This is a genomic window from Pseudoalteromonas sp. SMS1 (assembly GCF_021530565.1).
GTDB lineage: Bacteria > Pseudomonadota > Gammaproteobacteria > Enterobacterales > Alteromonadaceae > Pseudoalteromonas.
The window spans coordinates 75,349-87,654 of record NZ_JAKGBI010000006.1; the positions used below are offsets into that span (position 1 = coordinate 75,349).

Here is a 12,306-nt window from a genome sequence, read left to right on the forward strand (position 1 = left end):
CCCTCAACATCTGTTTGGTTAGACTGTTGGGTCAGGAATACGCACGTTTCCTTCCATTAGCACTCGTGCACTACGGCTCATCACTGCTTTTTTGGCAAGCCAGCGTCCATCATGTTGCAGAGCTTCAGCCCCAACTTTTAGCGTACCTGAAGGGTGGCCAAATACCACCTGCGTTCGCTCTCCCCCTCCCGCAGCTTGGTTGACTAATGTACCGTCAATTGCACCCGCGGTCGCTATCGCAACCGCGGCCGTGCCCATCATTGCATGATGTAATTTACCCATTGAGAGCGCGCGAACACACAAATCAATATCTTGTTCATTTATCTCTTTGCCACTCGACGCAATGTATTTTTTGGCTTCGCTGACAAAGGCTATCTTAGGTGTATGTTGACGCACTTTTGCTTCATCGAGTGATGAGATTAGACCCATTTTTATAGCGCCATAAGCACGGATCGTCTCTAGTCGCTGCAAAATCTGACTATCGCCGTTGATTGCATCTTGCAATTCGGTACCAGAAAAACCGAGGTCTTGTGCACGGAAAAATAGGGTTGGGATACCAGCATTGATCATGGTGACATCAAAGTTGCCAATATCAGGCACTTCTAACTTGTCTACCAAGTTACCACTCGGAAACATATCGGCATCGGCATCGGCTGGATCTAAAAACTCAACAACAACTTCTGCTGCCGGGAAAGTAACTCCGTCTAGCTCAAAATCGCCAGTTTCTTGCACTTCACCATTCATAATTGGAATATGGGCAATAATTGTTTTGCCAATATTCGCCTGCCAAATGCGCACAATCGCCACCCCATTTTCTGGAATACGCTTTGCAGATACTAAGCCATTGCTGATCGCAAAAGCGCCCACGGCTGCGGTCAAATTGCCACAGTTTCCACTCCAGTCGATAAATGGCTTATCAATGGCGACTTGACCAAACAAATAGTCAACATCATGGTCAGCTTTAACACTGTTCGATAAAATTACGGTTTTGCTGGTGCTTGATGTTGCGCCACCCATGCCATCGGTTTGTTTTGCGTAAGGATCTGGACTCCCAATGACCCTTAGCAAAAGCTGATCTCTGAATTCACCCGGCACCTGCGCGGCTTCAGGTAAATCGGTTAGTTTAAAAAATACCCCTTTAGAGGTACCGCCACGCATATACGTGGCGGGGATTTTAATTTGTGGTTTAAAACTCATCGTGTTTCCTAACTAAAAGCCCAAGCGGAGCTTGGGCTTTTATGTCTAATCGTGCTAAGCGTTAGCTTCTAAAAAGTCTTTGGCGAATCGTTGCAATACACCGCCAGCTTCATAAATGGATACTTCCTCTGCCGTGTCTAGTCTGCACGTCATAGGCACTTCAACGACGTCTCCATTCTGTCTGTTAATCACTAAGGTTAGGGTGGTACCCGGTGTACGTTCACCTTTTACATCATAGGTTTCAGTACCATCTAAGCCCAAGGTAAGTCGTGTCGTACCCGCTTTAAATTCAAGCGGTAGCACACCCATACCAATCAAATTAGTTCTATGAATACGTTCAAAACCTTCCGCAGCGATGACTTCTACCCCTGCAAGGCGCACCCCTTTTGCAGCCCAGTCTCGCGAAGAACCCTGACCATAATCAGCACCAGCAACGATAATTAACGGTTGCTTGCGCACCATGTAGGTTTCAATGGCTTCCCACATGCGCGTAACCTGACCTTCGGGCTCGACTCGCGCTAAAGATCCCTGCTTAACGACACCGTTTTCTTTCACCATCTCATTCAGCAATTTAGGGTTTGCAAACGTAGCGCGTTGTGCAGTTAAATGATCTCCTCGGTGTGTCGCGTATGAGTTGAAGTCCTCTTCCGGCAGTCCCATCTTAGCTAAATACTCACCCGCAGCACTACTGGCCAAAATTGCATTTGATGGAGACAGATGATCGGTTGTGATGTTGTCACCAAGAATTGCCAGTGGGCGCATGCCTGTCATCGTACGTTCACCCGCCAACGCGCCTTCCCAATATGGTGGGCGGCGAATATAGGTGCTCATCTCTCGCCACTCATAGAGTGGGTCATTGTGCTCACCGTAATCCACACTTAAGTCAAACATGGGATCATACACTTCTCTAAACTGCTCAGGCTTCACACTTTGTGCGATCACTGCATCAATCTCTTCGTCACTTGGCCAAACGTCTTTTAAAGTTACAGGATTGCCAGCTTGGTCATGACCCAGCACATCTTTTTCAATGTCAAAGCGAACCGAGCCTGCAATGGCATAAGCAACCACTAATGGAGGTGAAGCTAAAAATGCCTGTTTGGCATAAGGATGGATACGGCCGTCAAAGTTACGGTTACCTGACAACACTGCCGTTGAGTAGAGATCTCTATCAATCACTTCTTGTTGGATTTTCGGATCTAGCGCACCACTCATCCCGTTACAGGTGGTACATGCGAAAGCCACAATGCCAAAACCAAGTGCCTCTAATTCAGGTAATAACTGAGCCTCGGTCATATAAGAGCGTACGGCTTTGGAACCCGGTGCAAATGACGTTTTCACCCAAGGTTTGCGCTTCAGACCTAGCTTATTCGCATTGCGGGCGAGTAAACCTGCCGCAACGACATTACGTGGATTACTGGTGTTTGTGCAACTGGTAATGGCTGCAATGATCACCGCACCATCTGGCATTTTGTCTTCCGTTTTTTCGTAGTCAGCAACAATGCCTTGCTTAGCTAAGTCCTGTGTTGCCACTCTACGATGCGGATTTGACGGACCCGCAAGATTTCTGCCAACGCTCGACAAATCAAACTTTAATACTCGCTCGTACTTGGCTTGCGTCATAGAATCAGCCCATAGGCCGGTTAATTTCGCATACTGTTCAACAAGTTGAACTTGCTCTTCTTCGCGACCAGTGAGCTTTAAGTAATCAATGGTCTTTTGGTCGATGTAAAACATCGCAGCCGTTGCACCATATTCTGGAGTCATATTAGAGATTGTCGCACGGTCGCCTAATGTTAAGTCATCAGCCCCTTCACCAAAAAACTCTAAGTAGCTCGAAACCACTTTTTCGTTACGTAAAAACTCAGTGATTGCCAATACAATATCGGTTGCTGTGATCCCTGGCTGGCGTTTGCCCACGAGCTCTACACCCACGATATCGGGCAGGCGCATGTATGACGCACGTCCCAACATCACACTTTCAGCTTCTAAACCACCCACCCCGATGGCGATGACACCTAACGCATCTACATGCGGTGTATGACTGTCAGTACCAACCAGTGTATCCGGGAATGCCACACCATCACGGGCCTGAATCACTGGCGACATTTTTTCTAAATTGATTTGGTGTAATATGCCGTTGCCCGGAGGGATAACATCAACATTTTTAAACGCCGTTTTAGTCCAGTTGATAAAATGAAAGCGGTCATCGTTACGACGATCTTCTATCGCACGGTTTTTCTCAAAGGCATTTTCTTCAAACCCAGCATGTTCAACTGCCAAACTGTGGTCAACAATCAACTGAGTGGGTACAACAGGGTTCACTTTTGCAGGGTCGCCACCTTTCTCTGCAATTGCGTCACGCAGACCAGCCAGGTCTACCAATGCAGTTTGGCCGAGAATATCATGACACACCACGCGCGCAGGAAACCAAGGGAAGTCTAAATCGCGGCGGCGCTCAATAATTTGGGTTAAATAGTCATTTAGTTTTTCAGGCTCTGCCTTGCGAACTAAGTTTTCAGCCAGTACTTTTGATGTGTAAGGTAACCCTTCATAAGCACCTGGTTTTATCGCTTCAATGGCTTCACGCGTATCGTAATAGCATAAAGTTGAATCTGGTAGTCGTTTACGGTATTGGGTGTTCATAACTGCTTATTCCAACTGAGGAGTGACGGTGTATATGCGCTTGAAGTGGGCAACCACTTCAAGCGTTTTGGCCCAATCTCAATGAGGGCCAAGGGCCTGCTTATCTTTCTGAAATAGCAGGCACGGCACGTAGCTCTTCGCCGGTATACTCAGCAGAAGGACGAATGATGCGGTTGTCTGCGCGCTGTTCCATTACATGTGCTGCCCAGCCCGTCAATCGAGACATGACAAAAATAGGCGTGAATAGCTTAGTTGGAATGCCCATAAAGTTATAAGCAGAAGCGTGGAAGAAGTCCGCATTACAGAATAACTTTTTCTCACGCCACATAACTTCTTCACAACGCACCGACACTGGGTAAAGCACAGTATCACCCACATCTGCAGCAAGCTTTTCTGACCATAGTTTAATAATTTCGTTACGCGGATCTGACTCCGAATAAATGGCATGACCAAAGCCCATGATTTTTTCTTTGCGCTCCAGCATGCCCATCATTTCTTGCTCTGCATGCGCTGGCGACTCAAAGCCTTCAATCATTTCCATTGCGGCTTCATTGGCACCACCGTGAAGCGGTCCACGAAGTGAGCCGATCGCACCAGTGACACACGAATGCATATCTGACAGCGTGGAAGCACATACACGAGCGGTAAAAGTAGATGCATTGAACTCATGCTCTGCATATAAGATCAGTGATACGTGCATGACGCGCTCGTGCAACTCTGATGGTTTTTCGCCGCGTAGTAAATGTAAGAAGTGAGCACCAATTGAGTCGTCATCGGTTTCAACTTCAACGCGCACTCCATCATGACTAAACCTGTACCAATAACAAATAATACTGGGGAAACAAGCCAACATGCGGTCTGTTACTTTACCTTGTTCGTCAAAGCTCGCTTCGCCTTCAAGATTACCAAGCATGGAACAGCCCGTACGTAACACATCCATCGGATGCGCATCAGCAGGAATACGCTCAAGTACCTCTTTAAGCGCAAGAGGCAGGCCACGCATAGACTTCAGTAACGCTTTATACTCATCTAGCTCGGCTTGGTTTGGCAATTTGCCCTTTAGAATTAGATACGCCACTTCTTCGAATTGACAGTTGTGTGCTAAATCTTTTACATCATATCCGCGATAGGTGAGTCCTGAGCCTGATTTACCCACGGTTGATAGTGCAGTTTTCCCTGCAACCTGACCACGTAAGCCAGCGCCACTTAGTACTTTAGCCATGATATTCTCCTGAAAAATTTTACCTGCTGAATTTATAAATTTTAGTATGGGACATACCTACTCAAGCAGCCCCTAATTATGCTTTATTTGTTTTTGCCTTCTGCAAACAGTGCATCTAGCTTCTGTTCGTAATCGTGGTAACCAAGGTAATCGTACAGATCCATACGTGTTTGCATTGTGTCGACAACGGCTTTTTGATCGCCGTCATTTAATAATGTTCTGTAAACTAATTCAGCCGCTTTATTCATTGCACGGAAGGCGCTTAAAGGATAAAGCACCATACCAACGCCCCAATCAGCCAAATCTTGTTTGTTCCATAACTCTGTTTTACCAAACTCGGTCATGTTCGCTAGGATAGGCACATCCAGAGCTTCAGAGAATGCACGATAGTGCTCTTCGGTCTGAACTGCTTCAGCGAAAATACCGTCAGCACCCGCCGCAACATAAGCTTTTGCTCGCTCAATTGCAGCCTCTAAACCTTCTTGCGCAAACGAATCAGTGCGTGCCATGATAAAGAAATCTTTATCTGTACGCGCATCCACTGCAGCCTTAATGCGATCAACCATTTCTTCTGTAGAAACAATCTCTTTATTTGGTCTGTGACCACAGCGCTTTTGTGCTACTTGATCTTCAAGGTGTACAGCCGCAGCGCCCGCTTTCTCCATATCACGAATGGTCTTTGCAATATTAAATGCGCCACCCCAACCCGTATCAATGTCTACCATCAAAGGTAAATCACATGCAGATGTAATACGCTGCACATCTGCAATCACATCATTTAGAGACGTCATACCAAGATCTGGTAAACCATATGATGCATTCGCCACACCACCGCCTGAAAGGTAAATTGCTTGGTGACCAATTTGTTTTGCCATCATTGCACTATAGGCGTTAATGGTACCTACAATTTGCAGTGGTTGGTTTGCCTTTAATGCGTCACGAAATTTTTTTCCTGCACTCATGGTGATGCTCTCTCCTGTGATGATTTACTACATTTTGGATAATTTGACGGCAATATTGTTTTTTGAATATTGAATATGGCGTCTCATTAAAATTTCTGCCAATTCTCCATCTCGATTCGCGATGGCTCTTACTATGTGTTTATGCTCGTCGTATGCGGTTGTAACACGAGGCCCTGTCATACCTAATTGAACTCGGTACATTCTCGCCAAGTGATAAATTCCATTGCTTAACATGGTGATGAGTTGTTGGTTCTGGCTGCCGACAATAATGCGGTAATGGAAATCTAGGTCGCCCGCTTCTTGGTAATATGACTGTCCTTGCTTAACCAACTCAAATTGGTCGTCTAATAAAGTCGCAAGCTTTTCAATTTCAGCCTCAGGCATATTCTGCGCAGCAAGGCGTGCAGCCATCCCCTCCAGTGCCTCCCTGATCTGGTATAACTCTAACAGCCCCTCGGCTGTTAAAGTGACCACGCGGGCACCGACGTTCGCTTTGCGCTCTACAATATTACAGGCTTCTAAACGGTTAATTGCTTCTCGAACGACCGCTCTGCTCACCTCATATTTTGTCGACAATTCAACTTCACTGAGCTTTGATCCTGCAGCTATTTCACCCTCGACGATTTCTTCTCTTAGTCGAAAAAATGTTTTATCTGAAGATGTTACGGCCTGCTCTTGGAAGAAGCTCATCATCAACCTATATTTTAGTATTCTATCAATGCCAACAATATAGATACACTTTACGTTAACGTCAACCTAATAAAACACAAATTGTCGACAATATTAATTATATGTAGTATTCACCACATTTATCGCCATTCTACAAATGGACAGAATACAAAACATAAATTTCGGGATAGTGCCTAGTGAGCGCGGTTAATCGCACGTGATTACTGCAATGACGATGGCATGTAAGTGGAAAAAGTGGTGGGAAGAGAGTAAACAGTGAATTTTAGGCATTAAAAAAGCAAGCTAAGCTTGCTTTTTCGGGTGTTTAAACTGTGACAGTTACAGCTTAACGATTTCTTCAGCCTGAGGACCTTTTTGACCGGTAGTAAGTTTGAACTCTACACGCTCGCCTTCAGCTAAAGTACGGAAACCGTCGCCTTTGATTGCACTGAAGTGTGCAAATACGTCTGGGCCATTTTCCTGAGCGATAAAACCGAAGCCTTTTGACTCGTTAAACCACTTTACTGTACCTGTTAAAGTATTAGACATAATAATAAATCCTGATAAAAAATATAAATGCCAATCCTTAAAAGCAAACTCTAAACTGCTTAAAGAGAATCTATTTTTACAAAACTGGCAAACCTATGCCCTTGTGGGCGCATAGACCTAAATTTTGCCGGTGATAAAACTTCAGGACGGTACTACTACAAGCTAACACTTATACAACATCGTAATGGAGATTTATAAACACTGACCGAAATTCTGTCTATGTTCATCTTATAGGGATGCCCCTCTAAGTCAACTAATTTTTAAACATATTTATGAATGCTTAATGACATATTCTCATAAGCAATGTGAACAATTAAATACAGTTCTATAACACCACTAAAAATGGGGTCTTCAAGGCAATTGATACAACTCAAACTTTATTGATTTTTCTGCACAAAAAGTTTAAATATATCTCTTTTATAAAGCAGGGAATGTATAATCAAATTGGTGAAAGTTACATGGGAATAGCGTCGTTGAATATTGTTATAATCGGATTAATTTTGATGTTTAGTGTTGCATCTTTCGCAACAGACAAACGCACAGATGCCGCAAAGCTGACAATCTCTTATATCGATCACCCCAGTGTTGTAAATAAAGCACTGCCATTAATTGAGAAAGCGTATAAAGCAGAAAAGATTAGCGTAGACTTTGTTGCAATCCCTTCCCATCGTCTTATCAACGAAATTCAATCACAACACACGGATGGTGATGTCATACTTGCCAAAGAAATCTTCGCCCCATATAAAGAGCTCATCGCCGTGGGCCCCCCTTTGACCAAAGTGCAGTTTGTCCTGCTGTGTGTTGAGAAGGTGCCTTGTAACCAACGCGTGATACAAACATCACCTAAAACCATTTTAGCCACCGATGAATCCATGCGCGTTATCTTAAATAAGTTTCCAACTTCGCGTCGAAATCGATATTATCAATTGAATCAACTGGGCCGACTACCACATCTTCTACAAGAACAACGCTTTGAATATGCAATCTATGTGATGTCTTCATCTTGGCCGATACCGCAAGCTTTAGAACACCTAAACCGGCATGTTTTATTTGAAACCCATGCCTATCACGTTGTACATAAAAAACATGCTGAGATAGCAGACAAAATAGCGGGTCGTATCACTGAGATTTTAGATAGTAACGCAAAGTAATTCGCTTATTTATCCAGCCCACGTTTTAATATGTGTGTGACATCACTTGCAGAAACAGGGACTGAAAATAGATGACCTTGTAATTGGTTGCAACCATGACTCGCCAATGTATGTGCTTGAAGCGTACTTTCTACCCCTTCAGCAATACAGTTTACCCCTAAACTCTTGGCTATATTTATCATCACCAACGCCAAGTCGTCTTCATGCCCAGTTTCATAAATTTCGCTCACAAAGCTAGGGTCAATTTTAATGGAGTCAAAATGCAGCTCTTTCAATAAAGCGGGGTTTGTCTGCCCTAACCCAAAGTCATCTATCGACAACTTAAACCCTAGTCGACTCAATGTATCTAACCGAACCTTTAAGTCATCAGCTCTTTCTAAAAGCGGACGCTCAGCAATTTCGAGTTCAAATTGCGCTGGATTTAATTCGTGCATATCCAGCAGATTAAGTAACTGCGCTTCAAAATCACCATCAAGTAAGTGCTTTACTGAAAGGTTCAAACAAAGCTGTAGTGACCCGTGGTTTGCTACTAATGTCGCGAAAATGGCAATGGCTTGCTCAAAGACCTGCATACTTAACTGGTTGCCCACGCCTGCTTCCTCAGCAACATTAATAAACTGCTCAGCAGCAATCACTTCGTCAGCGTTTTGCCAACGAGCCAAGACTTCCAATTTTTCTACTTGATGGCTATGTGCATTAACCACAGGTTGAAAGTAGGGAACGAACTCACGGTGTTCTACGGCTTTGACCAATTTATTTTCTCGCTCAAGACAATACTCCGCCTCTTTGTCTAAAGTCGTACAGTAAAACTGATAGTTCGAATGCCCTACCTTTTTGGCTCGATACATGGCCATATCTGCACATTTCATGAGTGTATCAGCGTTATCACCATCATTAGGGTATAGCGCAATTCCCGCACTAAACGATACATTAACCTTGTTAGACCTCACCTCATATTCCCCCGTGGCTGCTGAGAATATTTTGTCGATGACATGGCGTACATGCCGCCTATCTTCCATGGCATCAATCAGCAGTACAAATTCGTCGCCGCCAATACGCGAGACCGTATCACACGCTCGAATTGTCGACGTGAGTTTTTTTGCCACATGCTTTAGTAGCTCGTCCCCAAAGTCGTGTCCAAACGTATCGTTAATCAATTTAAATTTATTTAAATCCAAAAAGATAACGGCGAATTGATGAGCATGCCTTTTGGCGCGTTTGCATGCCTGTATCAATCTATCCTGCAACAGTAATCGATTGGGTAACCCGGACAATGCATCATGATGGGCTAGGTGGGCCATTTTTTTTCTCATTAACCGTGACTCAGTCACGTCCTGGAAAACCAATACTGCACCCGCAATCTCTTCGGGCTTGATAAATATTGGAGAGCATGAGACTTCAACAGCAAACTCTAAGCCAAGGTGGTTACGAAAACTAGCTAGTTGTGACAAGGAAACCGTTTGCATCTCAGTCATTGCCGAATGCATCGGGTCATCAATAGGCTCTTTACTCTCTTCATGAATGAGTGGCATCACTTCATTAAACGGTTTGCCTTCCACCTCTCGAGTCAACAAGGCAAGTACGGCTTCAGCAACGGGGTTCATAAACGAAATGTTGCCATCGGTATCCGTGCAGATCACCCCATCTCCCACTGAACTGAGCGTAATCGCCAATAACTCGTGCTGCTTTTGCCTATGTGTTTGCTCTGCAACATCGATTAACTGCCCCAAAAACACCCCCTTTAAATGCGTGTGGTTTAGACTGACGATCAATGTATTCGAGGCTATACTTTGTGCGCGCAAGTAAAGGGTGAGTTGCTCGAAATCCTCGCCATTATTTTGCCACGTTTGAAACTGAGCGAAACTCTCTTCATCTACCAGCTTACTCATACCACCAGCGATTAAATCAGACTCTGACAAGTCAACACGGGTGCTTAGACCTTGACTGACCGCATAAAAAGAGCCATTTTCGCAAACTAAGAATTGCGCAGTGAGCGACTCTTTGAACACTTCATAATACAACTCACCATGCTCTCCGAATCCAATCTCTTGTTGCTTTTTTCGCGCTAGGTATATCACTCCTCCGCCGGTCACAACCGCCATTACAAAGCCAACTATTCCCAAAGAGAAATAGTTAAATAGCGCAATCAACGACTCGTTGCCATAAATGCCGGCTTCGGCAAACAAAAAGTTTTCAATTAATTGGCTTATTTGCACACCAAAAGATAAGCCCACTAATAAGAAAAAAAAGCTGAATAAGAGTTTCTGAGTTACTCGATTCATCTAGGTGTCCACAGTAAACGGAGTTTAGAATATAGATATTTTCATTTAATTTAATATTAGACAAAGTCGCATAAATTAGACAGCTTTGATAAAACAAAGAGATTGTTTATATTTCTGGAATTAAATGCTTTTTTGTCCTACATCTAATAGGGGAGTAATCTTTGGAAACCAACTATGATGAGCTTAAGCGATGATTCAAAGGTCGTGGAGAATTTTGTTCGAGTTGCACAGATCATTGCCAATTTAGAGGCCATATTGAGCCAAGCAAAAAACCTCTCTTTAACCGCTAAAAACGCCAGGGTGGTTGCGCTTAGAGCAGGTGATGCAGCGTTAGGATTTAAACCCATTACTAATTTCATCGACGAGTTTTCAGAACAGACGATCGCTTCAACAACAAAGATATCCAACTTGTCTAATCAGCTATTTAAAGTCGCACTAGAGCTTGTCAGATGCAGTCAATATCACGACCAGATTGGTAAATTAAGCGCGCAGATTTGTACAAGCCAAGTAGATACTTTGTACGTATCTGCGATTAAATCACAACGCATCGCAGCCAATCACTTATCTCAGGCACTCAGCGAACTTGAGAACCATTTCGAGGATATTCAAAAACAAATGCAAAGTGCTGAATACATCGCCGTTACAAGTCGAGTTGAAGCCACGAATGCAGGGGAATTCAGTGACAGCCTACAGTCGGTATCTGACTTTATTGCCAGTGCGGCAAAAACCATCAAAACGGCAGTGGTATATAACCTAAGTGAAATTCATACATTGCGAGGACAATTAAGGTGAAACTAACAGAGCTACACAAAGCTAAAACGCACAGCTGGATGATATTGGAGCGTAACGATGAAATGCTAAATACGCTCGGCTCGGTGAACCAATACTTTATTCATTCTCAGTATGAATCTATGATCATGGATCCGGGCGGTATAGAGCTTTTTTCTCCGATGCTCGCGGCCATTTTACAACATACCGAGCTAAACAAATTGACCGCCGTGTTTGCATCTCATCAGGATCCCGACATCATCTCTACACTTGGTCTGTGGGATAAAGCCGTGCCCAACGCGACTTTGTACGCCCCCGCGCTCTGGGATAGATTTATAGATCATTTTGATTTAGACAACCTCAAGTACGAAGGGATCAATGATGATGGCGGTGAAATCCAATTAGGCGGCGTCAGGCTGCGCTTAATGCCAGCACACTACTTACACTCTGCAGGCAATTATCATCTATATGACCCATCGGCCAAAATACTGATGTCCGCAAACGTAGGATCTGCTATCAAGTCAGACTCTCACTCTCAGTTTGTTGAGGACTTTGGCCCACATATTAAACATATCGAACCATTTCATCGGCGTTGGATGCCTTCTAACAAAGCCAAAGATAATTGGATAGCTAGAGTGAAAGAGCTCGATGTAGAGGTTTTGGCGCCCAACCATGGTAAGCTGTATAAAGGGGAACAAGTACAAGAATTTTTAGACTGGTTTGCAAAATTAGATGTCGGCAGTGCAATAAGGTAAACCCTTCCCTCTCTTTTCATTTATTTAGCGGGCCCAAAGCGACCTTGGGAGCCTTAGGTCCGTAAACATTTCGGCGCGCAGGCCTTTGATAAAGGCGCAATTCATAAT

The 12,306-nt window shown here is 44.1% G+C and carries 10 protein-coding genes; 3 read left to right on the top strand and 7 right to left on the bottom strand.

Annotated elements, in window-relative coordinates:
* Positions 1-18: 18 nt before the first annotated feature.
* The 6 genes from prpF to L1286_RS09155 all read right to left on the bottom strand — a co-directional run bounded on the left by prpF (position 19) and on the right by L1286_RS09155 (position 7,242).
* A complete protein-coding gene (gene prpF, locus L1286_RS09130; protein ID WP_235406597.1) occupies positions 19-1,197 on the bottom strand; it encodes a 2-methylaconitate cis-trans isomerase PrpF in 1,179 nt (392 codons plus the stop codon).
* A gap of 54 nt (positions 1,198-1,251) precedes the next feature.
* Positions 1,252-3,840, bottom strand: coding sequence for a Fe/S-dependent 2-methylisocitrate dehydratase AcnD (gene acnD / locus L1286_RS09135; RefSeq protein ID WP_235406598.1), 2,589 nt, complete (start codon positions 3,838-3,840; stop codon positions 1,252-1,254).
* A gap of 100 nt (positions 3,841-3,940) precedes the next feature.
* Positions 3,941-5,062, bottom strand: a complete 1,122-nt coding sequence (prpC, locus tag L1286_RS09140) for a bifunctional 2-methylcitrate synthase/citrate synthase (protein ID WP_235406599.1) — start codon at positions 5,060-5,062, stop codon at positions 3,941-3,943.
* Positions 5,063-5,145: 83 nt separating this feature from the next.
* Positions 5,146-6,024, bottom strand: coding sequence for a methylisocitrate lyase (gene prpB / locus L1286_RS09145; RefSeq protein ID WP_235406600.1), 879 nt, complete (start codon positions 6,022-6,024; stop codon positions 5,146-5,148).
* A gap of 27 nt (positions 6,025-6,051) precedes the next feature.
* Complete coding sequence (locus tag L1286_RS09150; protein WP_235406813.1) at positions 6,052-6,714, bottom strand: GntR family transcriptional regulator; 663 nt, start codon at positions 6,712-6,714, stop codon at positions 6,052-6,054.
* Positions 6,715-7,032: 318 nt separating this feature from the next.
* A complete protein-coding gene (locus L1286_RS09155; protein ID WP_023398377.1) occupies positions 7,033-7,242 on the bottom strand; it encodes a cold-shock protein in 210 nt (69 codons plus the stop codon).
* A gap of 431 nt (positions 7,243-7,673) precedes the next feature.
* Here L1286_RS09155 and L1286_RS09160 point away from each other — a divergent pair, with 431 nt between their 5' ends.
* Positions 7,674-8,393, top strand: a complete 720-nt coding sequence (locus L1286_RS09160; RefSeq protein ID WP_235406601.1) for a hypothetical protein — start codon at positions 7,674-7,676, stop codon at positions 8,391-8,393.
* Positions 8,394-8,398: 5 nt separating this feature from the next.
* Here L1286_RS09160 and L1286_RS09165 read toward each other — a convergent pair whose 3' ends face one another.
* Complete coding sequence (locus L1286_RS09165) at positions 8,399-10,675, bottom strand: putative bifunctional diguanylate cyclase/phosphodiesterase (RefSeq protein WP_235406602.1); 2,277 nt, start codon at positions 10,673-10,675, stop codon at positions 8,399-8,401.
* A 174-nt stretch (positions 10,676-10,849) separates the two neighbouring features.
* On the opposite strand from L1286_RS09165, the gene L1286_RS09170 reads away from it, so the two are divergent.
* Complete coding sequence (locus tag L1286_RS09170; protein ID WP_235406603.1) at positions 10,850-11,467, top strand: chemotaxis protein; 618 nt, start codon at positions 10,850-10,852, stop codon at positions 11,465-11,467.
* Positions 11,464-12,198 carry an MBL fold metallo-hydrolase gene (locus L1286_RS09175; RefSeq protein ID WP_235406604.1) on the top strand — a complete coding sequence of 245 codons (735 nt, stop codon included), beginning with the start codon at positions 11,464-11,466 and terminating at the stop codon, positions 12,196-12,198. Before L1286_RS09170 ends, L1286_RS09175 begins: the two co-directional genes overlap by 4 nt.
* Positions 12,199-12,306: the final 108 nt, after the last annotated feature.